This is a genomic window from Streptomyces sp. NBC_00212, from assembly GCF_045206365.1.
In the GTDB taxonomy this organism is placed as follows: domain Bacteria; phylum Actinomycetota; class Actinomycetes; order Streptomycetales; family Streptomycetaceae; genus Streptomyces.
The window spans coordinates 7,673,541-7,699,554 of record NZ_CP108115.1; the positions used below are offsets into that span (position 1 = coordinate 7,673,541).

The 26,014-nt window shown below is 71.7% G+C and carries 22 protein-coding genes and 1 pseudogene; 13 read left to right on the forward strand and 10 right to left on the reverse strand.

The window, feature by feature from the left end; genetic code table 11:
- The first annotated feature begins 211 nt into the window (after positions 1 to 211).
- The 4 genes from OHA17_RS34985 to OHA17_RS35000 all read left to right on the forward strand — a co-directional run bounded on the left by OHA17_RS34985 (position 212) and on the right by OHA17_RS35000 (position 3,763).
- The gene (locus tag OHA17_RS34985; protein WP_406509817.1) at positions 212 to 1,171 is read left to right on the forward strand and encodes a Zn-ribbon domain-containing OB-fold protein; all 960 of its coding nucleotides are present in this window, start codon (positions 212 to 214) and stop codon (positions 1,169 to 1,171) included.
- On the forward strand, positions 1,171 to 2,232 hold the full coding sequence (locus OHA17_RS34990) for a thiolase domain-containing protein (RefSeq protein WP_406509818.1): 1,062 nt from the start codon (positions 1,171 to 1,173) through the stop codon (positions 2,230 to 2,232). Before OHA17_RS34985 ends, OHA17_RS34990 begins: the two co-directional genes overlap by 1 nt.
- The gene (locus OHA17_RS34995; RefSeq protein ID WP_406509819.1) at positions 2,229 to 3,395 is read left to right on the forward strand and encodes a thiolase domain-containing protein; all 1,167 of its coding nucleotides are present in this window, start codon (positions 2,229 to 2,231) and stop codon (positions 3,393 to 3,395) included. Before OHA17_RS34990 ends, OHA17_RS34995 begins: the two co-directional genes overlap by 4 nt.
- Before the next feature lie 131 nt (positions 3,396 to 3,526).
- A complete protein-coding gene (locus OHA17_RS35000; RefSeq protein ID WP_053726879.1) occupies positions 3,527 to 3,763 on the forward strand; it encodes a DUF397 domain-containing protein in 237 nt (78 codons plus the stop codon).
- A gap of 203 nt (positions 3,764 to 3,966) precedes the next feature.
- Here OHA17_RS35000 and OHA17_RS35005 read toward each other — a convergent pair whose 3' ends face one another.
- Positions 3,967 to 5,028: an isoafricanol synthase gene (locus OHA17_RS35005; protein WP_406509820.1), complete on the reverse strand. Its 1,062-nt coding sequence runs from the start codon at positions 5,026 to 5,028 to the stop codon at positions 3,967 to 3,969.
- Between the two features lie 301 nt (positions 5,029 to 5,329).
- On the opposite strand from OHA17_RS35005, the gene OHA17_RS35010 reads away from it, so the two are divergent.
- The 3 genes from OHA17_RS35010 to OHA17_RS35020 all read left to right on the forward strand — a co-directional run bounded on the left by OHA17_RS35010 (position 5,330) and on the right by OHA17_RS35020 (position 10,507).
- Complete coding sequence (locus OHA17_RS35010; protein ID WP_406510900.1) at positions 5,330 to 8,218, forward strand: ATP-binding protein; 2,889 nt, start codon at positions 5,330 to 5,332, stop codon at positions 8,216 to 8,218.
- 177 nt (positions 8,219 to 8,395) lie between these two features.
- Positions 8,396 to 8,896, forward strand: a complete 501-nt coding sequence (locus tag OHA17_RS35015; RefSeq protein WP_053726723.1) for a hypothetical protein — start codon at positions 8,396 to 8,398, stop codon at positions 8,894 to 8,896.
- Positions 8,897 to 9,178: 282 nt separating this feature from the next.
- The gene (locus tag OHA17_RS35020) at positions 9,179 to 10,507 is read left to right on the forward strand and encodes an N-acetylmuramoyl-L-alanine amidase (RefSeq protein WP_406509821.1); all 1,329 of its coding nucleotides are present in this window, start codon (positions 9,179 to 9,181) and stop codon (positions 10,505 to 10,507) included.
- Between the two features lie 72 nt (positions 10,508 to 10,579).
- On the opposite strand, the gene OHA17_RS35025 is transcribed toward OHA17_RS35020, so the two are convergent.
- Positions 10,580 to 11,713, reverse strand: a complete 1,134-nt coding sequence (locus OHA17_RS35025; protein WP_406509822.1) for an aminoglycoside phosphotransferase family protein — start codon at positions 11,711 to 11,713, stop codon at positions 10,580 to 10,582.
- A 233-nt stretch (positions 11,714 to 11,946) separates the two neighbouring features.
- Between OHA17_RS35025 and OHA17_RS35030 the strand changes: the two genes are divergently transcribed.
- Entirely contained in the window at positions 11,947 to 13,440 is a 1,494-nt protein-coding gene (locus OHA17_RS35030; protein WP_406509823.1) for a hypothetical protein, read from the forward strand.
- Between the two features lie 66 nt (positions 13,441 to 13,506).
- On the opposite strand, the gene OHA17_RS35035 is transcribed toward OHA17_RS35030, so the two are convergent.
- Positions 13,507 to 14,940 (reverse strand): PP2C family protein-serine/threonine phosphatase, encoded by a 1,434-nt coding sequence (locus OHA17_RS35035; RefSeq protein ID WP_406509824.1) that lies wholly within the window; start codon positions 14,938 to 14,940, stop codon positions 13,507 to 13,509.
- A gap of 244 nt (positions 14,941 to 15,184) precedes the next feature.
- On the reverse strand, positions 15,185 to 15,832 hold the full coding sequence (locus tag OHA17_RS35040; RefSeq protein WP_406509825.1) for a DUF1275 family protein: 648 nt from the start codon (positions 15,830 to 15,832) through the stop codon (positions 15,185 to 15,187).
- A 135-nt stretch (positions 15,833 to 15,967) separates the two neighbouring features.
- Between OHA17_RS35040 and OHA17_RS35045 the strand changes: the two genes are divergently transcribed.
- Together OHA17_RS35045 and OHA17_RS35050 are read left to right on the forward strand one after the other, a co-directional pair.
- Positions 15,968 to 16,738 (forward strand): DUF2127 domain-containing protein, encoded by a 771-nt coding sequence (locus OHA17_RS35045; RefSeq protein WP_398875043.1) that lies wholly within the window; start codon positions 15,968 to 15,970, stop codon positions 16,736 to 16,738.
- Between the two features lie 83 nt (positions 16,739 to 16,821).
- Entirely contained in the window at positions 16,822 to 17,226 is a 405-nt protein-coding gene (locus OHA17_RS35050) for a hypothetical protein (RefSeq protein WP_406509826.1), read from the forward strand.
- A gap of 4 nt (positions 17,227 to 17,230) precedes the next feature.
- Here OHA17_RS35050 and OHA17_RS35055 read toward each other — a convergent pair whose 3' ends face one another.
- A complete protein-coding gene (locus tag OHA17_RS35055) occupies positions 17,231 to 18,232 on the reverse strand; it encodes a cytochrome c oxidase assembly protein (RefSeq protein ID WP_406509827.1) in 1,002 nt (333 codons plus the stop codon).
- 199 nt (positions 18,233 to 18,431) lie between these two features.
- Here OHA17_RS35055 and OHA17_RS35060 point away from each other — a divergent pair, with 199 nt between their 5' ends.
- Positions 18,432 to 19,664 (forward strand): cytochrome P450, encoded by a 1,233-nt coding sequence (locus OHA17_RS35060; protein ID WP_406509828.1) that lies wholly within the window; start codon positions 18,432 to 18,434, stop codon positions 19,662 to 19,664.
- A 31-nt stretch (positions 19,665 to 19,695) separates the two neighbouring features.
- The gene (locus tag OHA17_RS35065; RefSeq protein ID WP_398875052.1) at positions 19,696 to 19,887 is read left to right on the forward strand and encodes a ferredoxin; all 192 of its coding nucleotides are present in this window, start codon (positions 19,696 to 19,698) and stop codon (positions 19,885 to 19,887) included.
- 39 nt (positions 19,888 to 19,926) lie between these two features.
- Here the strand turns inward: OHA17_RS35065 and OHA17_RS35070 are convergent, their stop codons facing one another.
- Both OHA17_RS35070 and OHA17_RS35075 read right to left on the reverse strand, forming a co-directional pair.
- On the reverse strand, positions 19,927 to 20,496 hold the full coding sequence (locus tag OHA17_RS35070) for a TetR family transcriptional regulator (RefSeq protein WP_406509829.1): 570 nt from the start codon (positions 20,494 to 20,496) through the stop codon (positions 19,927 to 19,929).
- The gene (locus OHA17_RS35075; protein WP_406509830.1) at positions 20,493 to 21,968 is read right to left on the reverse strand and encodes an MFS transporter; all 1,476 of its coding nucleotides are present in this window, start codon (positions 21,966 to 21,968) and stop codon (positions 20,493 to 20,495) included. The genes OHA17_RS35070 and OHA17_RS35075 overlap by 4 nt, the downstream gene beginning before the upstream one ends.
- A 298-nt stretch (positions 21,969 to 22,266) precedes the next feature.
- On the opposite strand from OHA17_RS35075, the pseudogene OHA17_RS35080 reads away from it, so the two are divergent.
- Positions 22,267 to 22,344, forward strand: a pseudogene (locus tag OHA17_RS35080) (phosphodiesterase); the annotation flags it as partial.
- Here the strand turns inward: OHA17_RS35080 and OHA17_RS35085 are convergent.
- From OHA17_RS35085 to OHA17_RS35095, 3 genes are all read right to left on the reverse strand, one after another.
- Complete coding sequence (locus OHA17_RS35085) at positions 22,341 to 23,888, reverse strand: alpha/beta hydrolase (RefSeq protein ID WP_406509831.1); 1,548 nt, start codon at positions 23,886 to 23,888, stop codon at positions 22,341 to 22,343. The pseudogene OHA17_RS35080 and the gene OHA17_RS35085 overlap by 4 nt on opposite strands.
- 133 nt (positions 23,889 to 24,021) lie before the next feature.
- Positions 24,022 to 24,924 carry a nitroreductase/quinone reductase family protein gene (locus OHA17_RS35090; protein ID WP_406509832.1) on the reverse strand — a complete coding sequence of 301 codons (903 nt, stop codon included), beginning with the start codon at positions 24,922 to 24,924 and terminating at the stop codon, positions 24,022 to 24,024.
- Positions 24,925 to 25,291: 367 nt separating this feature from the next.
- Complete coding sequence (locus tag OHA17_RS35095) at positions 25,292 to 25,963, reverse strand: transcriptional regulator (RefSeq protein WP_406509833.1); 672 nt, start codon at positions 25,961 to 25,963, stop codon at positions 25,292 to 25,294.
- Positions 25,964 to 26,014 lie beyond the last annotated feature (51 nt).

Consider the following 26,014-nt stretch of genomic DNA (forward strand, 5'->3'; position numbering starts at 1 on the left):
GCCCCTTCCCGAGACCCTCCGGGGGGAAGTCGTTCGGCCGCAGCCCGGTGGTCGTTCCTGGGGCTCTGCCCCAGACCCCGTATCGCGCCTTAAGGGCGCTCGTCCTCAAACGCCGGACAGGCTGATTGGCCGCCCGGAGGGACGAAGAGTCGCGAGCCCCTGGGGCCGCCAGCCCCTGCCTGATCTGGGACCCAACAGAAGGAGCCCGTTCATGACTGCTGCCCCCTCGCCCGAGGTGCTGCGCGCACCCCTCGTCGTCGAGTTTCCCTTCACCCGGTCACTCGGGCCGGTCCAGAGCGCTTTTCTCACCGGGCTGCGCGAGCGCGTCGTGCTCGGGGTGCGGGGCGGGGACGGGCGCGTGCTCGTGCCGCCCGTCGAGTACGACCCCGTCACCGCCGAGGAGATCCGCGAGCTCGTCGAAGTCGCGCCCACCGGGACCGTCACCACCTGGGCCTGGAACCCCTCCCCTCGCCGCGACCAGCCCGTCGACCGGCCCTTCGCCTGGGTGCTGGTCAAGCTCGACGGCGCCGACACCTCGCTCCTTCACGTCCTGGACGCGTTCGGGCCCGAATCCGTCCGTACTGGGATGCGCGTCCGGATCCGCTGGGCCGAGGAGCGTACCGGCGCCATCACCGACATCGCCTGCTTCGAACCGTATGAGGGCGGAGGGAGCCGTCAACTCGCTCCCCACAGTGGTGAGTTCGCTGATGCCGTCACCGGCATCGTCGCTCCCGCCCGGCTCGACTACACCTACAGTCCCGGCCGTGCCCAGTCCGCCTATATCAACGCGCTGTCCGCCCGCAAAACTGTCGGAGAGCGCTGCCCGTCCTGCCGGAAGGTGTACGTCCCGCCGCGCGGTGCCTGCCCCACCTGCGGGGTCGCCACCGAGGAGCGGGTCGAGGTCGGGCCCGCCGGGACCGTCACCACGTACTGCATCGTCAACATCAAGGCGCGGAACCTCGATATCGAAGTGCCCTACGTCTACGCGCACATCGCGCTCGACGGGGCGGGGCTCGCCCTGCACGGACGGATCGGCGGCATTCCGTACGACCAGGTCCGGATGGGGCTGCGGGTCGAGCCCGTGTGGACCGAGGGCGGCCGCCATCCCGACCACTACCGGCCCACCGGCGAACCCGACGCCGACTACGAGACGTACAAGGAGCTGATCTGATGGCGCCCACCTCTCCCGCCCGGGACGTGGCGATCGTCGCCTTCGCGCAGAGCGACCACCGGCGCCGCACGGATGAGCTGTCCGAGGTCGAGCTGCTCATGCCGGTGCTGCACCAGGTGCTGGACGCGACCGGCCTGAAGGCCAGTGACATCGGATTCACCTGCTCCGGATCGAGCGACTATCTCGCCGGGCGCGCCTTCTCGTTCACCATGGCGCTCGACGGGGTCGGCGCCTGGCCGCCGATCTCCGAGTCCCATGTGGAGATGGACGGCGCCTGGGCGCTCTACGAGGCCTGGGTGAAGATCCTCACCGGCGAGGCCGACACCGCGCTCGTCTACGGCTACGGCAAGTCCTCGCCCGGCGAGGTGCGCGACGTGCTGACCCGCCAGCTCGACCCCTATTACGTGGCGCCGCTCTGGCCCGACTCGGTCGCCCTCGCCGCCCTCCAGGCCCAGGCCCTCATCGACGCGGGCGACACCGACGAGCCGGCACTCGCCTCCGTCGCCGCCCGTAGTCGTGATGCCGCTTCCTCCAACTCCCATGCGCAGGTACGGGGTTCGCGGCCACAAGGGGAGTACGTCGTGCGTCCGTTGCGTACCGGCGACTGCCCGCCCGTCGGGGACGGGGCTGCCGCCGTGATCCTGGCCGCCGGGGAGCGGGCTCGTGAGCTGTGTGCTCGGCCCGCGTGGATCCGGGGCATGGACCACCGCATCGAGGCGCACAGCCTCGGCGTGCGCGACCTGACCGACTCGCCGTCCACACGGCTCGCCGCCGAACGGGCCGGGGCCTTCGAACGGCCCGTCGACACGGCCGAGTTGCACGCGCCCTTCAGCTCGCAGGAGGTCGTGCTGCGCAAGGCGCTCCGGCTCGGCGGCGACGTCGCCGTCAACCCGTCCGGGGGTGCGCTCGCCGCCAACCCCGTGATGGCCGCCGGACTCGTCCGGCTCGGCGAGGCCGCCGCCCGCATCCACCGCGGCGAGTCCTACCGGGCCCTCGCACACGCCACGTCCGGCCCCTGCCTGCAGCAGAACCTGGTCGCCGTCCTGGAGGGGGAGTCATGAGCAAGGAACCCGTGGCCGTCGTCGGCGTCGGCCAGACCAAGCACGTGGCCGCCCGGCACGACGTCTCGATCGCCGGACTCGTCCGCGAGGCCGCCGGGCGGGCCCTGGACGACGCCGAGTTGACCTGGTCCGACATCGACGCCGTGGTCATCGGCAAGGCGCCCGACTTCTTCGAGGGCGTGATGATGCCGGAGCTGTACCTGGCCGACGCGCTCGGCGCGGTGGGCAAGCCCATGCTGCGGGTGCACACGGCGGGCTCGGTCGGCGGATCGACCGCGCTCGTGGCCTCCAACCTGGTCGCCGCCCGCGTGCACAGGACCGTGCTGACCCTCGCCTTCGAGAAGCAGTCCGAGTCCAACGCCATGTGGGGCCTTTCGCTGCCCGTGCCGTTCACCCAGCCGCTGCTCGCCGGGGCCGGCGGCTTCTTCGCGCCGCACGTACGGGCCTACATGCGGCGTACCGGCGCCCCGGACACGGTGGGCTCCCTCGTCGCGTACAAGGACCGGCGCAACGCGCTGAAGAACCCGTACGCGCACCTCCACGAGCACGACATCACCCTGGCGAAGGTCCAGGCCTCGCCGATGCTGTGGGACCCGATCCGCTACTCCGAGACCTGCCCGTCCTCCGACGGGGCCTGCGCGATGATCCTCACCGACCGGGCGGGCGCGGCCCGTTCGCCCCGGCCGGCGGCCTGGGTGCACGGCGGCGCCATGCGCAGCGAGCCGACCCTGTTCGCGGGCAAGGACTTCGTGTCGCCCCAGGCGGGCAAGGACTGCGCGGCCGACGTGTACCGGCAGGCCGGGGTCGCCGACCCCCGCCGCGAGATCGACGCCGTCGAGATGTACGTGCCGTTCTCCTGGTACGAGCCGATGTGGCTGGAGAACCTGGGCTTCGCCGCCGAGGGCGAGGGCTGGAAACTCACCGAGGCCGGCGTCACCGAACTCGACGGCGACCTGCCCGTGAACCCGTCGGGCGGCGTCCTGTCCACCAACCCCATCGGCGCCTCCGGCATGATCCGCTTCGCGGAGGCGGCCCTCCAGGTGCGCGGCCTGGCGGGCGAACACCAGGTGGACGGGGCCCGCAAGGCGCTCGGCCACGCCTACGGCGGCGGCTCCCAGTTCTTCTCGATGTGGCTGGTCGGCGCCGAACCGCCCACCCGCTGAGAGCCGTACGCGACGGACGGGCCGCGGTACTCCTTCCGTGGCCTGTCCGTCACAGCGGGCGATCGCTAGTCTGGCCCCGGACGACAGAACCGGGGAGGAGCACGGACGTGGACACCACCACCCAGCACACCTTGCAGGCTCTTGCGGGGCACACCCGTTCCGGCTGGGACAAGCCGGAGCTCGATCTCAGCAAGGCCGAGTGGCAGTCGAGCAGTCAGGGCGCGGGGGACGTCCAGATCGCCTTCGTCGAGGGCTTCATCGCGATGCGCAACAGCGGCAGCCCGGGCAGCCCGTCGCTGATCTTCAGCCCCGCCGAGTGGCGGGCCTTCGTGATCAACGCCCGGGACGGGGAGTTCGACCTCACGTAGCGGCTCTCCTCGCCCGGAGATCCTGGAGCGGAGCAGTGCGCGCGGCCGACCGTCGCCCCCCGGGGCGGCGGCTCCGGACGCGCGCACCGCGCTGCTGGAGCCGCAAGGGGCCGGTCCGTCCCGCAGGGACGGCGAGTGGGCCGAAGAGGCCGTTGGAGTCCTCAACGGCCTTTCCGTTCACGCCAGTTGAGCCGTCCCTCCTCTCAGCCCTCGGCGGCCTGCTCCGGGAACAGCTGGGCCCAGGGCCGCTGGCGGCCCTCGCTGACGGCGGCGATGCCCGCCTCGCCGTACCGGGCGGTCTCCAGGGACCAGGCCAGATTGCCGCTCATCAGGGCCCGCATCCCGTCGACGTAGTCGTCCACCTGGGCCCTCGCCCGCTCGGGCAGCGAGGTCTTGTCGAGCCGGACGCCGAGCTCGGCGGTCAGCTCCTGGAAGCGGGCGATGCGGGAGTTGGCCGTGGCGGCCACCCGCCGCACGGCCTGGTCGAGGGTGCACATCTCCTGTCGGAGCAGGATGATGACGCTGTTGTTGACGTCGCCCGCTGCCAACTCCTTGTCCACGGACACCATGTCGTTGACGAAGATCACCACATCGGCCGTGATCTCCCGCATCTCGGCCAGCGGCTCCCCCTCGTGCAATTCCCTGGGCAGCGTGTAGCCGCCGCAGCGCTCCACGAGGTCCAGACAGGGCTGCACGCCTATGGAGTCCCGCCGGCCGCGCAGGAACCCGGGCAGCGACAGGGTGCCGTTGCGGGTGCGGTTGAGCGCCTCCCAGTGATAGGCCGTCAGATACTCCCGCCAGTGGGCGCGGAAGCGGTCCTGCCACAGCAACGGGGTGCCCGCGGTGACCCGTTGCCACAGATCACGGAAGCTTTCGGCCAGCCGGTTCGCCGCCTCGCCCGGCACCGGCGGCTGGTCACCCATGGTGCGGAGCACCGTGTCGATCTGGCGGAGCACGACGTCGGGCCGCTTGCCGAGCGGGCCGTCGAACTGGTCGTCGAAGACGAAGAACCACGCGTTGAGGTCCGTCGCCAGTGCGAGATGCGCGTCCGAGGCGTCCGGATAGAAGTACGCCATCAGGCGTTCCAGGCCCATCGAGTCGTACTCGGCCGTCGCCTGCTCGCCCGCCAGCATGCCGAACTGGTGCAGCCAGTCCAGCGTGTGCTTCCGGGCAAGGCCGTGCCGGGGATGACGGCGAGGCGGAAAGGGAATGTCGACGGAACCGGTCCGCGTCCGGGCCGACCGGACTCTGTCAGTGCTGCCCATGCGGCACCGCCTCCTTAGTGCTCCGTACGTCTTTCAATCATCAACGGGGCCGCGGCCCGGGAGAAGTCGCGTCGCGCCGGAGCCCGACAGCGCACAGGGGGCGTGCGTGGCGCCCCTTGGCGCCCCTCATTGACACTCCGATCCCAACCGTCCACGGATTCAGCCAACGTAAAGGGTCAAGGAGGAGACGGAAGTCGGTTATTCATGTCACGGTACGTGTCCGGGGGCGTAGGCTCGGTGCTACTGCCAGAAGGGGACCGCTGTGGCGGAGACGAGGGGCCGGGGCGGAGTTCCGCGCCGGATGCTCTTTGAGCGCGACGAAGAACTGCTGCTGTTCGACGGCATGTTGAACGACCTGTGCGGCCGTGCGGGCGAAGGGAGCGCGCCCAACGGTGGCCTGCTCGCCATCGCCGGAGCGGCAGGCCTGGGCAAGACCACACTGGTGGCCGAAGTGCGCCGCAAGGCCACGGCCCGCGGCTGCACCCTGCTGGCCGCACGCGGCAGCGAACAGGAAGAAGGCGTGGCCTTCCACGTCGTACGCCAGCTCGTGCAGCCGGTGCTCGCGGCGTCGAGCGAGGCCGAACATCGCAAAATACTGGGGAGTTGGTACGACATCGTCGCGCCCGCGGTCGGTCTGGTCGCGGGACAGAGCGGGGTCGCACCCGACCCGCAGGGCGTCCGGGACGGCCTCGACTGGCTCGTCACCCGCTTCGCCGTCCAGTACGCACCCGTGGTGCTCGTCGTGGACGACGCGCACTGGGCGGACGAGGAGACGCTGGCCTGGCTGAGCTCGTTCGCGCTGCGCGCCTCGGACCTGCCGCTGTTGATCGTCGTCGCCTACCGGCCCGAGGAACTGCCGCGCCACGCCGCCGAGTTCCGCCGGCTCGCCACGCGGCATGGCTCGCGTCCGCTCGACCTCGCGCCGTTCACCCCGGCCGCCGTCAGTGACCTGGTGCGCGACGTGCTCGGCGAGGGCGGCGACGAACTGTTCGCGCGCGAATGCTGGGCACTGACCGCGGGCAACCCCTACGAAGCCGTCGAACTCATCGCGAGGATCCGCGACCGCGGCATCAAACCGCAGTACGTGAACGCCACCGAACTGCGCGAGCTGGCCTCCGCCGTGCGCGGCAGCGGCCTCATCGAGCGTCTCGAACGGCTCGGCCCGTCCGCGTTCCGGCTCACCTGGGCGGTCGCCGTGCTCGGCACCGACGCCGACCGCGAAATGGCCGCGGGCGTCGCGGGACTCGGCGCCGAGGAAACGGCCGACGCGGTCGACCGGCTGCGCGAGGCCCGCATCCTGGCCCCGCAGGGGGACGGCCCCGGACGGCTCGACTTCTTCCACCCGCTCGTCGGCACCGCCGTCTACCGCGCAATCCCGGCCGCCCTGCGCGTCGCGATGCACGGCCAGGCCGCCTTCGCCGTGACCGAGGCCGGACTCGGACCGACGTCCGCGGCCCGGCACATCCTGGAGATGCACCCCGAGAACGACCGCTGGGCGGTGCGCCAGCTGCGCGCCGCCGCCCGCGACTACCTGCGGGCGGGCGCACCCGACGCGGCGAGGCGCTGCCTGGCCCGCGCGCTGCGCGAACCGCCCGCCCTGGAGGAACGCGCGGAGGTGCTCTTCGAGCTGGGCTGCTCGGCGCTGCTGAGCGAGCCCGCCACCACCGTCAACCACCTCAAGGCGGCCCTCGAAGAGAGCGAACTCGCCCCGGAACTGCGCGAAGCCGTCACCTACCGGCTTGCCCAGGCACTGGCCCACACCGACCGCATGGGCGAGGCCGCGGCCATCGTCGCCGCCGAGGCCAAGCACGCCACCAACGCCCGCACCCGGCTGCGCATGCAGGCCGAGACGTTCCAGTGGAACGCGTTCCGCGCCGACGAGGAGGACTCCCCGGCCCGCTCGCGGAGCCTCGCCCGGCTCGCCGACCACCTCACCGGCCGCGGCAAGGCCGAGCGGTACATCCTGGGCCTGCGCGCCTGGGACGCCATGGTGCGCGGCGAACCCGCCGAGACCGCCCTGCGCTACGCCGAGGAGGCGCTGGAGGGCGGGCTGCCCTGGACCGACGACAACTGGGGCTTCGAGGTCCCGGTCATGGTCGCGCTCGTCTTCATGTACTGCGACCAGCCCGGCCGCGCCGACGAGCTGTTCAACCAGGGCATCGCCGACTGCGAACGCAAGGGCTGGCGCGGCGCCCACCTGTCCTTCGGCCTGACGCTGCTCGGCTACATCAAGTTCCACCGCGGCCGGCTCGCCGAGGCCGAGGACCTGGTGCACAGCGGACTGCGGATCGCCGACCGGGTCGGCCAGCAGATCCCCGCCCAGTGGTTCGCGCTCGGCATCCTCATCGAGATCCTGCTCGCCCGCGGCCGCATCCAGGAGGCCCAGGAACTCTCCGACACCTACAACTACGGCCAGGTCGTCCCGGGCGCCGTCGTCTACCCCGACTCCGAGACCGTCTACAGCGAGCTCCTGATCGCCCGGGGCCTGCGCACCGACGCCGAGGCACGGCTGCGGGCGGTCGGCCGCAGGCTCGAACCGCGCGGCATGCGCAACCCGATGTGGTGCCCGTGGCGGCCGCTCCTGGCCCAGACGATCGCCCACACCGACCCCGGCGAGGCCGCTGACATCGCGCAGGAGGCGGTGGACATCGCCCGCCGCTTCGGCACCCCGGGCGCCATCGGCCGAGCCCTGCACGCGGCGGCCAAGGTGGCCTCCGGGGCCGACAGCCTGGCCCTGATGGCCGAAGCCGTCCGCCAGCTCGAACGGTCCCCGGCCGCTTACGAGCTCGCCCAGGCCCTGGTCGACCACGGCGCGATGCTCAGTCGCGCCGGGCTGCCCCAGGACGCCGCCGACCTGCTCATGCGCGGACTGGAGAGCGCCGCGCTCTGCGGTGCCGACGCCCTGGCGGCGCGGGCCCGCGAGGAGCTCGCGGCCTCCGGGCTGCGCCCGCTCCAGCTGCGCGCCGTCGACTCCGACTCGCTCACCTCACAGGAGAAGGCGGTGGCCGAGCGGGCGGCGCAGGGCTGGGAGAACCGGCGGATCGCGGAGGAGCTGAGCATCAAGGAGCGCACCGTGGAGCTCCTGCTGTCCGGCGCCTTCCGCAAGCTCGGCACCGACCGCAGCGGCCTGGCTGGGCTGCTGCCCCACCAGACCCGGGGCTCCGGCGTCCGAGGAGTGCCCGGCGGCTGAGAGCCGGGTCCGAACCCCGCCGGACGGCCCCGGCCCCCGAGCCACCAGCTGGCAGGGGAGCCGGGGCCGCGCCGTGCGGCGGCCGGTGCGGATACCCAACCCGCGCGGGCCCGCCGACCCGCCCAGGCCCCCGGGCCCGGCTCCGCCCGACCGCCCCGGGCACGTACCATTGACGGCATGTCCTTCCTCCGCCGCCGCAGCGCCGCCACTCCCGCGGGCCCGGACTTCGATGTCCTGGCCATGGACCCGGGAGACTGGCCCGGCAACCTGGGCGCCGGCCTGCTGCCCGCCCCCGACGGCAGCTGCCAGGGCGTCTTCCTGCGCTACGACCTGTTCGGCGGGCGCGGCCCCGCGATGATCATCGGCAATCTGCCGGAGGGCTCCCCGGCCCGCGAGATGGCCGAGGGACAGGTCCCCTTCGAGGTCGCCCAGCTGCTCGTGGCGCTGGAGAACGACGAGCCGATCGAGGTCGTCAGCACCGAGGACATGCCGGTGATGCAGGGCGACAACCTCCTCATCGTGCGCCGCCTCAAGCTCTCCGAAAGCCGTATCTCCTGCGTGCAGTTCGACCGCAGCGACAATGTCCTCGTCACGATCGCCAGCTGGGACCGGCCGATCACCGACGACCTGTACGCCCTCCTGAAGCCGCTGCCCGCGGAGCTCTTCCAGCAGAACTAGCGACACACCGGCGTTTCGCCGCACAGCCCGGCACCTTCCGTCCAAGGTGCCGGGCTGCTGCACGTCGTCCCCGACCGTGAACCGGCCCCGCGCCACGGCCCGTTGACCGGTCCCCGCCACCAGCAGGTCAGACGCCCTGTCAGAGGTCTGGGCCACTGATACAAGTCAGCGCGCCCGAGAGGTACTTGACGAGCCGTCATCCCGGGTCACACAGTGTCCCGCGCGTACCCACGCGCCGCACGGCGAGAGAGCCCATGCACCTCCCGGCAAGAAGGGTTGTCCATGACGTCCAAGCAGAGGATCAGACTCGCGCTCGCGACCGCGACGGCCGGCGCCCTGGGCCTCGCCCTGGCCCCCGCCTCACCGGCGAGCGCGGCCGCGGGCGGCACCGAATGCCCCCGCGTCCTGAAGTGCGACTGGGTTCCGGCGGCCTACCAGCAGACCGGCGACCCGGCCAACAAGGAGGCGTACGGCAACTACGACCTCTCGGACCGCCCTCACACCAACAAGATCAAGTACATCGTCCTGCACGACACCGAGGAAACCTTCGCCACCACCCTGAAGATCTTCCAGGACCCGACGCGGGCCGCCTCCGCCCACTACGTCGTGCGCTCCAGCGACGGCCGCGTCACCCAGATGGTGAAGACCAAGGACGTCGCCTGGCAGGCCGGCAACTGGTACATGAACTCCGACTCCATCGGCATCGAGCAGGAGGGCTACGCCACCGAGGGCGCCACCTGGTTCACCCCCGAGATGTACCGCTCGACGGCGGCCCTGGTGCGCTACCTCGCCGCCAAGTACGACATCCCGCTCGACCGCCAGCACATCCTCGGCCACGACAACGTGCCGCCCACCACCCAGTCCGGCACCGCCGCCATGCACTGGGACCCGGGCCCGTACTGGGACTGGAACCACTTCATGACCCTGCTCGGGAGACCCACCGAGCCCACCGGCCGCCCGGACAGCCAACTGGTCACGATCAACCCGCAGTTCAAGCAGAACCTCCAGGCCGTCCGGGACTGCGAGAAGAACATCGACCTGCCCGTGCAGCCCTCCAGCGCGGTCCCGCTGCACACCGAACCATCCACCACCGCCCCGCTGTTCGCCGACCCGGGGCTCCACCCGCCCGGCCAGCCCGGCACCAACTGCGCGGGCGACTGGGGCAGCAGGATCAGCGCCACCCAGCAGGCCGTGGTCGCCGACCGCAAACCCGGCTGGACCGCGATCTGGTGGTACGGCCAGAAGGCCTGGTTCCAGAGCCCCGAGCACACCCGCACCACCACCCCGACCGCCGGCTACGTCGTACGCCCCAAGCCGGGACTGACCGATGTGCCGGTCTACGGAACCGCATACCCGGTGGCGAGCGACTACCCGGCGGACTTCAAGGCGCCGCGCGTGAGCGTCCCGCTCGGCTACACCATCAAGGCCGGCCAGTCCTACCCCGGCGGTGAGCCGACGCCCGCGGGCTACTACTACGCCCCCACCATCGACTCGTCGTACCCCTACGACCACACGTACTTCCCCGGCAGCACCCGCTTCGTGACGGTGCAGATCGGCCACCGGATCGCCTTCGTGAAGGCCTCGGACGTGGACGTCGTCCGGGTGCGCTGACGCACGACAGCGCGCTGCGCGCCCAGTGTGTCGGCACTGGACGCGCAGCACGCTTCCCCCTCTGCCCGGCGGTCAGCGCGTGCCGACCGCCGCCCGCACGGCCCGCCGCGCCAGCGCGCAGTCGTCGTGCAGCCTGCGCAGCAGCAGGCGCTGCTGCTCCCCGGCGGACAGCACACCCGGCGGGGGCGTCTGTGCCGGGCTCGCCGGTGCCGCGTCCCGCATCGTGCGCTGCACCGCCGTCTCGTACGTCCTGATCTCGCGGGTCAGTACGAGCATCAGGTTCACCAGGAAGGCGTCCCGCGAGGCGGGGCCCGCCGCCTGAGCCGCCTGGCTGATCCGCCGCCGCTCCATCGGGGCGTCGCCGAGGACCGCCCACAGCGTCGCCAGGTCGTACCCGGGCAGGTACCAGCCCGCGTGCTCCCAGTCGACCAGGACCGGACCGGCCGGCGAAAGCAGGATGTTGGAGAGCAGCGCGTCACCGTGTGAGAACTGCCAGTCGACCCGGCCGGACAGGGCCAGACCGTGCACCAGTTTCTGAAGGTCACTCAGATCCCGATCGGTGAACAGGCCGAGTTCGTGGTAACGGGCGATCCTCGGCGCGTAGTCCAGCGGCCTGCCGAACATCTCGGCGGGCGGCCGCCAGGCGTTGATGCGCCCGATCGCCCCGAGGGCGGCCCTGACATCGGCACGCGGCGGAGCCTCGACCGGGTGCCGCTGCAGGGCCGCCGCCCGGCCCGGCATCCGCTCGATCACCAGGGTGCAGTTGTCGGGGTCGGCGGCGATCAGCCGCGGCACCCGCACCGGTGGGCGGTGCCGGACGAAGGCGCGATACGCAGCTATTTCGTGCCTGAACCGCTCGGCCCAGGCGGGGGAGTGGTCCAGTAAACACTTGGCGACGGCCGTCGTGCGTCCTGTCGTGCCGACGATCAGCACCGAGCGTCCGCTGTGCCGGAGCACCTGCACCGGATTGAACTCCGGACAGATGCGCTGCACGGAGGAGATCGCGATGCGCAGCTGCGCGCCCTGCGGGCCGGACAAGTCGATTCTCCCGCTGAGCGGCTGCGTGCCCGCCCCGGGCCGGCGCGGCATCCGGCCCGCACCGTAGGCCGACCCGGCGTGGGTGGGATCGAGGTACGGTCCGCCACCCGCCCCCAGAGGACGGTGCGGCCGGGGCGGCGCGGACACGGAGGACGATGCTGTGTACATGGGGTGACAGATCCCTTCGTGTGCCGACAAGTTGCGTGCGCTACCCGTCCCGGTGGCCGAGCCGCACCCTGGGGAATGGGGTCCGGCCCCCGGGTCGGGGTGGCGCTCTCTTACCTGACACCCGGCCGCGGGTGGCACACCATCTGGCGTGCCCTGGCGAACCGTGGCGAATACTCGCGCCGCATCTGACAGGGGGATTACTGTCAACTCAGCCGAGAACCTGGGGGCTTGACGTGAGCGGACAACCCAACACCCGCCTGAACGACCTGTTCGGCCTCGCCGGCTGGTCCAAGGGCGAACTCGCGAGAATGGTGAACCGGCAGGCGGCGGCCATGGGCCACCCCCAACTGGCGACCGACACCTCGCGGGTGCGGCGTTGGATCGACATGGGGGAGGCCCCGCGCGATCCGGTGCCCAGGGTGCTGGCGGCGCTGTTCACCGAGCGACTCGGCCGTGTCGTGACCATCGAGGACCTCGGGTTCGACCGGCACGGGCGCGCTGGAAAGCGGAACAACGTCAGGAACACGAAGAATCCGGACGGCCTTCCGTGGGCGCCCGAACGGACGGCAGCGGTCCTCACCGAATTCACGGGAATGGACCTCATGCTCAACCGACGCGGTCTGGTGGGCGCGGGCGCCGCGCTCGCCACCGGCTCCGTACTCAGCAGCGCCATGCACGACTGGCTGCACACCGACCCCGTACTCTCGGCCGACGCCCCCCGCCTCCACGACCCCCTGCACGCCGATCCCGCCGGGTTCGACCGCTACGAGGCCGCCCCCATCGGATCGCAGGAGATCGACGCCCTGGAGCGTTCGGTCGAAGTGTTCCGTGCCTGGGACGCCTCGCGCGGCGGCGGGCTCCAGCGCAAAGCGGTGGTGGGCCAGCTCAACGAGGTGGGCGGCATGCTCGCCTACCGCCACCCCGACCACCTCCAGCGGCGCCTGTGGGGCGTCGCCGCCAACCTGGCCGTCCTCGCGGGCTGGATGTCCCACGACATCGGCCTCGAACCCACCGCGCAGAAGTACTTCGTCATCGCCGCGCACGCGGCCCGCGAGGGCGGCGACCGCCCGCGCGCCGGCGAAGCCCTCTCGCGGGCCGCCCGCCAGATGGTCCACCTGGGCCGTCCCGGCGAAGCCCTCGACCTCATGAAGCTCGCCAAGTCCGGTTCGGGCGAGGAGACCCTGCCGCGCACCAAGGCGATGCTGCACACCATCGAGGCGTGGGCGCAGGCGTCCATGGGGCGCGGCCAGGCGATGCGCCGCACCCTCGGCGAGGCGGAGGAGCTCTTCGTCTCCGACAAGGGCGATGTGCCGCCGCCCAGTTGGATGCAGATGTTCGACGAGGCGGATCTGCACGGCATGGAGGCCCTGGCCTTCCGCACGCTCGCCGAGCACGATCCGGCGGCGGCCACCATCGCGCAGCGCCACGCCAAGCAGGCGCTTGAGCTGCGGGTGGGTGGCCGGCAGCGCTCGAAGATCTTCGACTACATCTCGCTGGCCTCGGCCTGCTTCATCGCCGACGACCCGGAACAGGCGGACCGCTACGCCCGCTTGGCGCTGGTGTCGATGGGGGAGACCTCCTCGCACCGCACCTGGGACCGGCTGCGCGAGATGTACCGGCTCACCGGCCAGTACGCGAGCTACGCCAAGATCCAGGATCTGCGGGAGGAGATCGAGCTGGCGCTGCCCCAGGCGCCGGCGAAGCGGAGCCGGATCGCGGACATCTAGAAGGGGGTTGTACGCCGGACGCGTACAACCCCCGGGCCCCCCTCGGGCCGTTCCTCCGCCTGTGCGTCAGGGCCCGATGCGGGCCACCAGCACACAGGCGTCGTCCTCGCGCTCGTGCTCGCCGAACTCCTCGACGATCATCCGCACGCAGTCCTGGGCTGTGCGGCCGCCGTCGAAGAGCGGGGCGAGTTCGAGCAGCCGGCGCTGTTCCGACGCCTCGGACGCGCCCCGCCGGGTCAGCCCGTCGGTGCCGAGGACGAGCAGGTCGCCCGCCTGGAGCGTGACCTCGGCCTGGCCGTAGGACGCCCCGTGGGTGGCGCCGAGCAGCACCCCCTCCGGTGCGCCGAGCGCCCGCCCCGTCCCGTCGCGGAACAGCAGCGGGGCGGGGTGGCCCGCCTGGGACCAGGTGAGCCTGCGCCCGGCGGGTTCGTAGCGACAGCAGACCGCGCTGCCCAGGGCGGGCTGCACGGTCGTCTCCAGAAGCTGGTTGAGGTGGCCCATCAAAGGGCCCGGGCCGATGCCCGCGACGGCCATTCCGCGCAGTGCGCCGAGCAGCATCGCCATGGCGCCGGTCGCCGTCACACCGTGCCCCGTGAGGTCGCCGACGGTCAGTAACGAGGCCCCGTCGGGGAGTTCGAGCGCGTCGTACCAGTCGCCCCCGATGAGGGCGCTGGAGGAGGACGGCAGATAGTGCGCGGCGATGTCGAGCGCGCCGGGGCCGCCCTGCGGGAGTCGCAGGGAGCCGCGCCACGGTGGCAGTACGGCTTCCTGCAGCTCGACCGCGAGCCGGTGCTCGGTCTGGGCGATGTGGCGTTGGCGCTGCAGACAGTCGCGGCTCTCCCGCACGGCTCGCTGACTGCGCCGCAGCTCGCTCACATCGCGCAGGACGGCCCACATCGAAGCGGTGCAGCCGTCGGCGTCGAGCACCGGTTCGCCCAGCATGTGGAGCGTGCGGACGCGGCCGTCGGTCCGTACGATCCGGAACTCCCCGTCGATCGGCCGGCCGTCCACCAGGGCGCCGGTCACCATCGAGGTGAGCAGGGCCTGGTCGTCGGCGAACACCATGGTGGGCAGTTCGTCGAGCGACATGCCGCCGCTCTCGGGCGGCCGCCCGAAGATCTGGAAGAGCTCCTCGGACCAGCTCACCGCGTCGGTCAGCAGGTCCCATTCGGCGCTGCCGACCCGGCTGAGCAGGGTGCCGGCGCCCGGGTCGTCGCTGAACGCGCTCTCGACGGCGAGCGCGGCCGCGTCCTCCTCCTCGGCGCTCAGCCCCTCGCGCAACTGGTCCAAGTGCGAGCCCAGGTCGTCGAGTTGATGGACCGCCAGGTCGCACAGGGCGCGCTGCCAGCGACCCTGCGCGTCGTCGTCGTCCACGAACGCGTCGCGGCGCACCGCGTCCACGCCCCCGCGCAGCCGACGGGTCTGCGTGATCAGTGCGTCGACCGTGCCCCGCTCGGGCGGTTGTGGAGCGGGACGGTCCGCGAACAGATGGGACGGCATGACGTTCTCCGATGCGGCCGCGGTAGTGCCTGGTCTGATGAAGTGGACCGGTAACGACTGTTGCACAGGGAGCGATGCCCCGTAAGGGATTTGGCAACACTCGATACGGTGGTGCTTGTGGCATATGCCAAAGGCGAGCGGTTTCGCCTGTCGTGAGCGGGGGTTACCGCCGGGCATATGCGGCTGGTCCGATCGGCGGGCCTTCTCGCGCGGCGGCCGGCCGACGCCGCTGCCGAGCCGCGGACTAGGCCTGCGCGGAGGCCGATTGGCGCGGCCGGAGGGTGAGCGCGGCCGCGCAGAGCACGGCCCCCACCGCGCCCGCCGCGGAGGCCGACCACCAGTCGACCAGGGACGTGCCGGCCGCCCCCGCCACGACGGCCACCAGGCGTCCCGCCACCCAGTGGTCCGCCTCCCGTACCTCCCGCTTCGCGAGCCGCCCCGCGAGGCCCGTGAACGTACCCGTGAAGTACGTGGTCGGAGTGCCCCACGCCCGCGCCTGCACGCCCATCGCGAGGGCCGCCGCGAGCAGCAGCACCAACTGCGAGCCGAGCGAGCGCCCGAGCCCCAGCGCCCAGCCGGCCGCCATGAGCGCGAGCAGTACGGTCTGGGCCGCGAGCAGCACCCGGGGCGCGAGGCGGTGGGCGCCGAGGGCGGCTCCGGCCGCGCCGAGGGCGTACCCGAGCAGCGCGGTCAGGGCGCGGGGCACCGCCTCGCGGTCCCCGGCGCCCACCGATGCGCCGACCAGGACGAGGTTGCCGGTCATGACCCCCGCGAACACTTTCCCCAGACAGAGGAAGGCGAACGCGTCGGTGGCCCCGGAAGCCGCGGAGAGGACGAGGAGGAACTTTTCGTCGGACCGGGCGGCAGAAGTTGTCGTGATCGCGGAACTCATCAGCGCATTCTCGTCTCCTTAGCAGGACGGAGGCGGCAGGGACCCGACCCCGTGGCAAGTCCACGACAAGAGTCCACTACGGTCCCTGTGAGTACACCGGTCCGCGCGCGTCGCGGGCCTCACGGGAGGAAGAGCATGAAGATCGACTGGGACCGGCGCACCTGTGCGCGCCGCGGCCACGTGACGTACGCGCCGCAGGAGGACGTGCTGCGCGACCGGTTGCGGGCCGACACCGGTCTCGGCGAGGCCTGGCGCTGTCTGCGCTGCGGGGACTTCGCCCTGGGCGCGCCGCACGGCTCCGGGCCGGCCGACGAGGCGCCGCTGGTGCCGCGCGGAAAGGTTCTGCGCGATCTGTTCATCCTGCGCTTCCTGGCCGTCGAGCGGGCCGTGCGCGGCGTGTTCATCGTCCTGGTGGCGCTCGCGGTGTGGAAGTTCAGCAACAGCCAGGACTCGGTACGCCAGTTCTTCGACGAGTACCTCGACGTGTTCCGGCCGGTCTTCCGCCACTTCCACTACGACCTCGACCACTCGCCGGTCGTCGGCACCATCCAGAAGACCTTCGACTACAAGCACTCCACGCTGGTGATCGTGGCGGTGGCGCTGCTCGTGTACGCGCTGATCGAGATCGTCGAGGGCGTCGGCCTGTGGCGGGCCAAGCGCTGGGCCGAGTACCTCACCGTCGTCGCCACGGCGATGTTCCTGCCCCTGGAGATCTACGAGCTCACCGAGAAGATCAGCTGGGTGAAGATCGCCACCCTGGCGATCAACATCCTCGCGGTCCTCTACATCCTGCTCGCCAAGCGCCTGTTCGGCCTGCGCGGCGGGTTCGCCGCGTTCGAGGCGGAGCGCCACAGCGCCTCGTTCATCGAGGTGGAGACGACGGCGGGCGTCGCGGCGCACCGCTGAGGCGTACCGATCTCTTGTCGGGTACAGATACAGACAGCGTGCGGCAGGTCCGCCGCACCGAGCTTCCCTGGGGGATGACAACCATGAACGAACCGCACGCCACGCCCACTTCGCGGACTGGCCGGGGTCCGCTGCGCCGCGCCGCCGTGCTGCTCGCCCTGCTGCTGGGCACCGCCCTGGTGGCGGGACCGGTCACGGCCGAGGCCGCACCCCGTACCACAGCCGTGGCCTCGACGGCCCAACAGGCCACCTCTGTACGGGACTTGGCGCAGCCGGTCCAGGCGGCGGCGCAGTCCGGCCGGCACACCGTCGCGGGCAAGTCCAGCGTCCTCGCGTCGAAGAAGTCCAAGTCCAAGAAAAAGAAGAGCAGCTTCTTCAAGAAGCTCGGGATCTTCCTGCTGATCCTGGTGATCCTCTTCATCGCGTTCGTCGTGTTCGTGATCTGGTTCATCGTGAGCCGGCTGCGCAGGCGCCGCGACCGGCACTGAGCGCTCAGTCGCCGGGCCGCTGACGCATCCGCTGCCCGACCGTTCCGCCGTCGGTCTCCCACCAGGGCCGTACGAGCTCGGTGTCCTCCGGCCGTCCCGCCATCGGGGCGGCCGGAGCCAGTTCCACGTCCAGGCGGCGGTCGAGCACGACGCGCTGGGCGCGGTCGGCGCGCGACCACTGCACCAGGATCGCGAGCAGGAACGGCAGCGACACCAGCTCCGCGATGGTGATCATCGCGCCGCCGCCGAGCTGCTGGTCACGGTGGACGTCGGGCGCCCAGGCGGGTGCGTGGTGGAGGTACCAGGAGCCCGCGATCAGGGTGCTGTGGGTCATCACCACGATGCCGGGCACGGCGTCGATCAGGCCGTCGACGAAGACGAGCGCGGCCCGCACCGGGTGGCTGCACCAGGCGGGCAGGGCCTCCTCGCGGGTGAGCACCGGCAGCACGAAGAGGCTCCCGGCGAGCAGCAGCTGGAGGTACATCAGCTCGTGCAGCGGGCCGTGGCGCAGCGCGGTCTCGAAGTACGGCGTGAAGTAGATGCACAGCTCGGAGGCGAGCACCAGGCCGGTGCTGACCAGCGGGAAGGTGAGGAAGCGGACCAGGCGCCCGCTCATCGCACCCTTCAGCCGGCCGGCCCCCCGCTCGGGCAGCGCGAGCACCCCGAGCCGCAGCGGGTCGCCGAGCGCGAGGCCCAGCGGCGCGATCAGGTCGAGCAGGACGTTCTGCACGGCGGCCGGCCAGAACAGCTCGGTGTCGTACACCGCGAGCGCCGACATCGTGGCGACGGCCAGGCTGCCGAGGCCCAGGAACACGAAGGCCGCGATGCGCGGCAGCGGCCAGCGCTCGCCCCGGCGGCGCAGCCGCAGCACGCCCCAGCCGTACAGGCCGCCCAGGACGACGATCAGCAGCAGCGCCGCCGCGTCCGGCTGCCACACCGACAGCAGCCGCCCCGTCGTCAGCTCGGGCAGGCTGCCCGCCGCCTCGCTCAGCGTCATACCGGACATCCGGCTCGATCTCCTCACCGGCCCGTGACGTACGACGGGCCGCCAACACGCTAGACCCGCCGCTCCGGGGCTCTCGCACCGGCCCCCGCGGGCGCTCGGCCGAAGGTATGGATTCGGCCGAAGAACGTGTAGACGTCATAGGTGCCCGAGGCATGTAGTGGAGATCGGCAAGACGGAACCCTTCGCTTGCGAGGTCTACATGACAGGCAGCAACACCAGCGTCAACACGGACCACACCGCCACCGACACCGGCAGCGTCGCCTTCCCGCAGGACCGCAGCTGCCCCTACCAGCCGCCCACCGCATATCAGCCGTTGCGCGACGAGCGACCGCTCGCCCGCGTCCGGTTCTACGACGGCCGCACCGTGTGGATGGTCACCGGGCTCGCCGAGGCGCGCGCCCTGCTCGCCGACCCGCGGCTCTCCTCCAACCGCGAGAACCTGGCCTTCCCGTCGCCGACGGCCCGCTTCGCCGCGATCACCAGGCGGCGCACCGCGCTGCTCGGCGTCGACGACCCCGAGCACGCGACCCAGCGCCGGATGCTCATCCCCAGCTTCACCCTCAAGCGCACCGCCTCACTGCGGCCGCAGATCCAGCGGACCGTCGACGAGCTGCTCGACCGGATGATCGAGCAGGGGCCGCCCGCCGACCTGGTCAGCGCCTTCGCGCTGCCCGTGCCGTCGATGGTCATCTGCGCGCTGCTCGGCGTCCCGTACGAGGACCACGAGTTCTTCGAGGGCCAGTCCCGCAAGCTCCTTCGCGGGCCGGAGACCGCCGACGTCGAGGCGGCCCGCGACGCGTTGGAGGACTACTTCGTCCGCCTGATCGACCGCAAACAGAAGGAACGCGGCGACGGGCTGCTCGACGAACTCATCGAGCAGCGCCTGAACGAAGGGACGCTGGACCGCCAGGAACTGGTGGATTTCGCCACCATCCTGCTGGTCGCGGGCCACGAGACCACCGCCAACATGATCTCGCTGGGCACGTTCACGCTCCTCCAGCACCCGGAACAGCTGGCCGAGCTGCGCTCCGAGGCGGCGCTCATGCCGGCCGCGGTCGAGGAACTCCTGCGCTATCTGTCGATCGCCGACGGGATGCTGCGGGTGGCCCTGGACGACATCGAGATCGGCGGCCAGACCATCCGGGCCGACGAGGGCGTCGTCTTCTCGACGTCGATCATCAACCGGGACAACGCCAGCTACGAGGCCCCCGACCAGCTGGACTGGCACCGCACCAGCCGCCACCACGTCGCCTTCGGCTTCGGCATCCACCAGTGTCTGGGCCAGAACCTGGCGCGGGCGGAGATGGAGATCGCGCTGCGCTCCCTCTTCGACCGGCTGCCCGGCCTTCGCCTGGCGGTGCCCGCCGAAGAGATCCCGTTCAAGCCGGGTGACACCATCCAGGGAATGGTCGAACTCCCCGTCGCCTGGTAGCGCGGCAGGGACCGACGGAAAGGAGCCGCACATGCGGATCAGCATCGACAAGGACGTCTGCATCGGCGCGGGGCAGTGTGCGTTGACCGCCCCGAGCGTCTTCACCCAGGACGACGACGGGTTCAGCGCGCTGCTGCCCGGCCGCGAGGACGGCGGCGGCGACCCCCTGGTCCGCGAAGCCGCCCGGGCCTGCCCGGTGCAGGCCATCACCCTCCACGACTAGCGAAACCCCCTTAACGACTAGCGAAACGTCCGGTTTCGGTCACTTCGAGCCGGTGATCATCCGCTGCACAGCCGGCGCGTACAGATCCGCCAGCTGCTCGGGCGTGGCGCGTTCCCCGGCGCCCGGCCGGTGCAGACTGAGGGTCGCGCCCAGGCCCAGCAGCAGACCGGCGATCAACTCGGCCCTCAACTCGCTGTCCCCGCCGCGCAGTTGACCGGCCAGCCGGGACGTGACCTGCTCGCGGAACCGCTCCCGCAGCAGTGTCCGTTCATCCACGTTTCCCAGCGAGAACACCGCCCGTAGCAGCGGATCCCCCTGATCCTCGCGCCGCATCCGCACCATCGTGAGAACGAGGTGCCGCCCGAGCCCCTCAAGGGGCGCCGCGAACAGCGCGTCGGCGGCGGGCTCGAAGTCCGCGACCGTGTGGAAGAGCCGCTCCTTGCTGCCGAACCGCTTGACGATGAGCGAAGCGCTGACCCCCGCGTCGGCGGCGATCGAACGCATCGTGACCTCGGCGTACGGGCGCAGCGTGAAAGCCCGGCGGGCCGCCCGCAGGATCGCGTCCCGGCCCGTCTCCGTGTCGCCGCCGGTGGCAGGCTGCCCCGTCATGCGCTCTCCTCGGCCGTCGTACGTCCCGTCGCGCCCTCGGCACGGTCCGCCCCGACGGTACCGGTGGCGGGGGCGGTGCGGCCCGGCAGGAACAGGGTTGCGACCAGTGCGGCGAGGGCCGCGCCCGAGGCGATCAGGAACACCAGGAGATAGGCGTGCAGCGTCGGGGCGGTGTGCCCGCCGGCCTGGAAGGTGACGTTCGCCAGGACCGCGGCCACCACCGCGCTGCAGCAGGCCTGGCCGACCGAACGCATCAGGGTGTTGAGCCCGTTCGCGGCGCCCGTCTCGCTCACCGGGACCGCGCGCATCACCAGGGCGGGCAGCGCCGAGTAGGCGATCGCGGTGCCGCAGGACACCACTGTGGCCCCGGCGATGATCAGCGGCAGGCTGTGGCTGGTGAAGAACCGCACCCCGTAGCCCACCGCCATGATGGCGGCCGCCAGCGCGAGCGCGGCCTTCGGGCCGTACTTCGCCGAGATCTTGGCCGACACCGGGGACAGCGCCACCATCGCGAGGCCGCCCGGCAGCAGGCAGAGCCCGCTGACCACGATGGACGCGCCGAGCCCGTACCCGGTGGCCTTCGGCTCCTGCACCATCTGCGCGGTGACCAGCGAGTTGGCGTAGAAGGCGAAGCCGATCAGGAGGGCCGCCACATTGGTGAGCAGCACCGCGGGCCGGGCCGAGACCCGCAGGTCCACCAGCGGCGAGCGGGTGCGCAGTTCGTACGCGCCCCACAGCGGCCAGATCACCACGGCCGCGCCGAGCAGCGCGAGAGTGCGCGGCGAGGTCCAGCCCCAGTCGGCACCCTGGGTGATGGCCAGCAGCACCGCGACCAGCGCCGCCGAGAGTCCGAGCGCGCCCACGGCGTCGAACCGGCCGCGCGAGCGCAGCGGCGACTCGGGCACGCACCACAGGACCAGGGCGATGTCGAGCACCCCGAGCGCGGCCGACGCCCAGAACATGGTGTGCCAGTCGAAGTGCTCGACGACCAGGGCCGCGACGGGCAGTCCCACGGCCGCGCCGATGCCCAGCGTCGAACTCATCAGGGCCACCGACGGGAGCACCTTCGCGGGCGGCAGTTCGTCCCGCATGATGCTGATGCCCAGCGGAATCACCGCGAGCGCCGCCCCTTGCAGGGCGCGGCCCGCGATCAGGATCCCGATGTGGGAGCTCACCGCGCACATCACCGAGCCCGCCGTGAGCACCCCGAGCGAGACGAGCAGCAGCTTTCGCTTGCCGTACATGTCACCGGCCCGGCCGAGCACCGGCGTGAAGACCGCCCCGGTGAGCAGCGTGACCGTGACCAGCCAGCTCGCCGCGGCCGGGGTGCTGCCGGTCAGCGCGGGCACGTGCGGAAGCAACGGCACCACCAGCGTCTGCATGACGGCCACGACCACACCGCAGAACGCGAGGACCCCGACGAAGAAGCGGGGGCGCGGCGGGTCGGTGGCCGCGGGTATCGCTGGGGGCATGACTCTCCGTACGGCTGGAGTGCGGGCAGGGGTGTACGTCCGTTCACCCCCAGGGTAAACGCTTGTGCACCCCCTGTTGCCCACCGGGGCGGTTTCTCCTCGGCGTCAGTCGTTCGCGCTCCGGTGCCTGCGGTAGTGCCGGGCGGCGCGGGCCCGGTTCCCGCAGCCGCTCGCGCGCCGCGACCCCGGCCGAACGATGCCGGACCTTGGGGGAGTCCTCAACTACCCACTCCAGGACTGGAGTTACGGGTTCCAGGGTGGCCGCCGCGTTAATCCGGGCCAGGGCCTCGTCGAAGGGGAGCAGCCGCCGGGCCTCGCCTTCCACATCCTGGGCGACGACCGACGGCTGACCACGCACTACCGCGTGGTGATCTAGTCCCGCACCGCGGGCTGCGGCAACGGCGTGCCCGCGCACGTCGTGTCCTTCGCGGGCAGCGTGCCGTCGAGGAGGTAGTCCTCGACGTAGCCGTCCGCGCACGCGTTGCCGGTCTGGAACTGGCCGTGGTCGCCGTCGTCCACGGTGATCAGGCGTGAGCCCGCGAGCGCGCGATGGGCGCGCAGCGCGCCCTCGTAGTAAGCCGCCGGATCGTGCGTCGAGTTGAGCATCAGGACCGGCGGCAGCCCCTTCCCGGTCACCTTGATGTGCGGCGCCTTCGACCGCGGCCAGTTCGCGCAGATGGCGGCGAACGTCAACTCCCTTGCCCCGGCAAGGGGGTTGACGCGCGTCGCCTCGGTGCTCTTGGCCACCCAGTAGCGGCTGTCACGCGTCCACTGCGTGTCGCCGCAGGTGACCGCGGAGAAGTCGGCGAAGAAATTGGCGCCGTAGAAGTGCCGCATCTGCTCGGCGACGGTCTTCTTCGCGTCCGCCGGAGCGCTGTCGGGGTGTTCGAGCAGGCCCATCAGCGAGGCGAGTTTCGGAAACCCGTCGGCCGCGCCGTACATCCAGTTCGTCGCGGCGGCGTCGAGGTGGTTCGGCGTGATCACGGTGCCGTCGAGGTCGAGCGGGTGGTCGTGCAGCGAGGCCCGCAGCCGCTCGTAGGACGCCTTGGCCTCGGCGGGGGTGCGGCCCTGGTGATAGGTGGCGTCGTTCTTCGCCAGCCACGGCAGGAAGTCCTGCTCGAAGCGGCGCTGGAAGCTCATCGGCTGCCCCGTCAAGAACGACTCCCAACCGCCGGTGAACTCGACGTTGCTGTCCAGGACGACCCGCTCGACCCGGCGCGGGAACTCGGTGGCGTAGTACGCGCCGAGGACGGTGGCGTAGGACGGCCCGTAGTAGGACACCTTGTCCACGCCGAGCAGCGACCGGTACAGATCCATGTCGTGCACCGCCTGGTCGGTGGTGATGTACGGCAGCAGGTCACCCGAATTGCGCTCGCAGTCCGCGACGAAGTCACGAGCCCGGTCGAACGTGGCGCGCAGCGCCTGCGGTGAACGGTCCCGCAGGTCCCCGCTGTTGAAGAATCCGTCGACCTTGTCCTGGTCCGAGCAGACCACATTGGTGCTCGCCCCGACCCCGCGCTGGTCGAAGCTGACGACGTCGTACGCCGCCGAAAGCTTCGGGCTGTGCTCCGTCAGGTTGGCCGGGCGCTTGTACCCCGAGGAGCCGGGCCCGCCCGCCGCCATCATGAGCACGCCCTGCCGCTTGGCCGGGTCGGTCGCGCGGTGCCGGGAGACCTGGATGCTGAGGCTCGGCCCGGCGTCGGGGTGGTACCAGTCGCGGGGCACGGCCATCGTGGCGCACTCCAGCGTGCCGGACACGCACGGCTGCCAGTCGAGCTGCTGGAGGCGGTAGCGGTCGGGCACGGGCGGGGTGGTGCTCTTCGCGGCGGCGCTCGCCGCACCGCCCGGCAGGGCGGCCGCGGCGAGCAGCCCGCACGCGGCGGCCGCGGCCCACCGGGCCGGCTTCCTGAACAACTGCATGTGTTTCTCTCCCCGTTGGGATCGCTCCCCTTGCGGTGAATCGGTCGAACAGATCGTCCACCGCCCGGGACCCCTGCCGCGATCCGGTCACCCCCAGGATCGGGGGTGGCACGAATGCCACCCCCGAGGTGGTTCAGGGACCCGTCGGCGGGAACGGCACGGCCTTCAGGACCGGCAGCAGCTCCTCCTCCTCGTAGATCAGGTGAGCGGTCAACTCCTTTGTCATGGCGTCCAGTTGAGTGCGGAAGTCGAAGGGGTCGGCCGTGCTGAGCGTGTCGAGCAGTGCGACGAGGTCGCCCTGGATGCGGGCCACCGTCTCGTGCTCCTCGCGCAACCGCTGCAGGGCGTCGCCCAGCGCGGGGTGGTACTGCGCGAGCCCCGGGAACATGTGGTGGTCCTCGGCGGTGTGGTGGAACTCCAGCGCCTGGCAGAACGCCAGGCAGTGCTGGCGCAGTTGGAGGCCGAGCCCCGGAGCCGGGGCGTCGCCCGGGCCCTCGTGCGCGGCCCGCGCCGCGAAGTACGCGTCGGCCTCGGCGGCGACGTGCCGCAGCTGGGTGCGCAGCCAGGTGTGCACCTCCATCAGCTTGTCGGCCAGGTTGGTGACCTCGCGCGGAGCCTCGGGCCCGGGCTCCGGCCGCTCCAGAACCACGACCGGCAGGGTCCGTTCGGTGCCGGCCTGGTAGTCGCCGTATCCGGGCAGCACCCGCACGATCCGCGCGAACAGCCGCTCGCGGCGCGCCCCTTCGGCGGGTACGGCGATCGCTTCGAACTGCTCGGCGGCGAGTTCCACCCGCACCGTGGGACGGGCCAGCAGGTTGTGGTACCAGTCGGGGTGGCTCGGCGCGCCGAGGTTGGAGCCGACGATCATCAGGTGGCCGCCGTCCCGGACGCAGGCCAGGGGGACGGTGTGCGGCTCGCCGGACTTCGCGCCGGTGGTGGTCAGCAGGAGCAGGTCGCCGCCCTCGAAGGGGCCGCCGACCTTTCCCGCGTTGGCCCGGAACTCCTCGATGACGCGCTGGTTGAAGGACATGGTCATGCGGTGGGGGATCTCCCAAGAATCAAGGTGTGTGGATGCTCGCGATGGGGCGCGGCAACGCCGTCCCCGGTACGCGCGGCGGCGGACGGTCGCCGAAAGGGCGGCGGCCGTCACGAAAAGCGGGGCGTGACCGGGTTGTCGTACGGCGGTGCGGGGCACCGCTCGGGACGGGTGGACGACGTGCGCGGAGGCTGTCGTCAGGCGGGGGATGCGGAGTGTGAACTCATGACACGGTCCCTCGAAAAGGGTGTTCGCCCGACTGCCGGCCGGCCCACTGCTCTTTGACCGGCGTCACGCGACACGCGGGCCATTACAGCCAGCCGCGCTCCACGGTGTCAACCCGGCGGCCCGGCACGGCTCCGGCCGGTCAGGCCTGCGCGAGCGTGTTCCAGAACATCGACTCGTAGGTCTGGAGCAGCCGCCCGTAGTGCGCCCCGCTGCCGACGCCCTCGCCGTGTTCGTCGTCCGAGCCGGCGGCGACCGCCGCGACGGCCTGCTGTTCGAGCTCGGGGGCCGGGCCCGCGAAGAAGTCGAAGAACCCGCACGCCCGGTCGGTGAACCCGTACCGGGTGCGCAGCGCCGCGGCCACCCGCGCGCAATAGCCGCCCCAGGCAGCGAAGTTGGCGGTGAGCGCGAGGGCCACGCTCGGCGGTTCGCCGTTCAGCGCCAGCCACGCCACATACGCCGGATAGGCCTGGCAGCCCGCCTTCGGCTCGTACTGGCCGATGGCCTGCGGAGTGAGCCCGCAGGCGCTCTCGTACGCGCCGAGCCGTTCGAGCGCCAGCGTCTCGCCCACGACGAGCGAGCCGAAGAACTCCGCGCACGCCGTGCCCTTGCCCGAACGTTCGGCCAGGAGCTCGAAGGCGCGCCGGTCGGAGGCGATGATGTGGCGCTGCTCCAGGGCGAGCCCGGCGAGCGCGGACAGTGGTGCGGTCCCGGCCTCGACGAGCGGCACGAGCCGATTGTCGTCCGCCGCGGGGGCGAGCGCGGCCGACGTCGCCGCGATGATGTCCTTGGCCGTGCGCGTCTGACGAGTCATGAGGGACCCTCTTCGCAAGTCTGCCGGTGCGGTCCCGTCCAGCGTCTCACG

Coding starts and splice junctions, on each gene's coding strand:
- OHA17_RS34985 (WP_406509817.1), top strand. CDS start 212: ATGACTGCTGCCCCCTCGCCCGAGGTGCTGCGCGCACCCCTCGTCGTC.
- OHA17_RS34990 (WP_406509818.1), top strand. CDS start 1,171: ATGGCGCCCACCTCTCCCGCCCGGGACGTGGCGATCGTCGCCTTCGCG.
- OHA17_RS34995 (WP_406509819.1), top strand. CDS start 2,229: ATGAGCAAGGAACCCGTGGCCGTCGTCGGCGTCGGCCAGACCAAGCAC.
- OHA17_RS35005 (WP_406509820.1), bottom strand. CDS start 5,028: ATGGGCAGCACTGACAGAGTCCGGTCGGCCCGGACGCGGACCGGTTCC.
- OHA17_RS35010 (WP_406510900.1), top strand. CDS start 5,330: ATGCTCTTTGAGCGCGACGAAGAACTGCTGCTGTTCGACGGCATGTTG.
- OHA17_RS35015 (WP_053726723.1), top strand. CDS start 8,396: ATGTCCTTCCTCCGCCGCCGCAGCGCCGCCACTCCCGCGGGCCCGGAC.
- OHA17_RS35020 (WP_406509821.1), top strand. CDS start 9,179: ATGACGTCCAAGCAGAGGATCAGACTCGCGCTCGCGACCGCGACGGCC.
- OHA17_RS35025 (WP_406509822.1), bottom strand. CDS start 11,713: ATGTACACAGCATCGTCCTCCGTGTCCGCGCCGCCCCGGCCGCACCGT.
- OHA17_RS35035 (WP_406509824.1), bottom strand. CDS start 14,940: ATGCCGTCCCATCTGTTCGCGGACCGTCCCGCTCCACAACCGCCCGAG.
- OHA17_RS35040 (WP_406509825.1), bottom strand. CDS start 15,832: ATGAGTTCCGCGATCACGACAACTTCTGCCGCCCGGTCCGACGAAAAG.
- OHA17_RS35045 (WP_398875043.1), top strand. CDS start 15,968: ATGAAGATCGACTGGGACCGGCGCACCTGTGCGCGCCGCGGCCACGTG.
- OHA17_RS35050 (WP_406509826.1), top strand. CDS start 16,822: ATGAACGAACCGCACGCCACGCCCACTTCGCGGACTGGCCGGGGTCCG.
- OHA17_RS35055 (WP_406509827.1), bottom strand. CDS start 18,232: ATGTCCGGTATGACGCTGAGCGAGGCGGCGGGCAGCCTGCCCGAGCTG.
- OHA17_RS35060 (WP_406509828.1), top strand. CDS start 18,432: ATGACAGGCAGCAACACCAGCGTCAACACGGACCACACCGCCACCGAC.
- OHA17_RS35065 (WP_398875052.1), top strand. CDS start 19,696: ATGCGGATCAGCATCGACAAGGACGTCTGCATCGGCGCGGGGCAGTGT.
- OHA17_RS35070 (WP_406509829.1), bottom strand. CDS start 20,496: ATGACGGGGCAGCCTGCCACCGGCGGCGACACGGAGACGGGCCGGGAC.
- OHA17_RS35075 (WP_406509830.1), bottom strand. CDS start 21,968: ATGCCCCCAGCGATACCCGCGGCCACCGACCCGCCGCGCCCCCGCTTC.
- OHA17_RS35085 (WP_406509831.1), bottom strand. CDS start 23,888: ATGCAGTTGTTCAGGAAGCCGGCCCGGTGGGCCGCGGCCGCCGCGTGC.
- OHA17_RS35090 (WP_406509832.1), bottom strand. CDS start 24,924: ATGACCATGTCCTTCAACCAGCGCGTCATCGAGGAGTTCCGGGCCAAC.
- OHA17_RS35095 (WP_406509833.1), bottom strand. CDS start 25,963: ATGACTCGTCAGACGCGCACGGCCAAGGACATCATCGCGGCGACGTCG.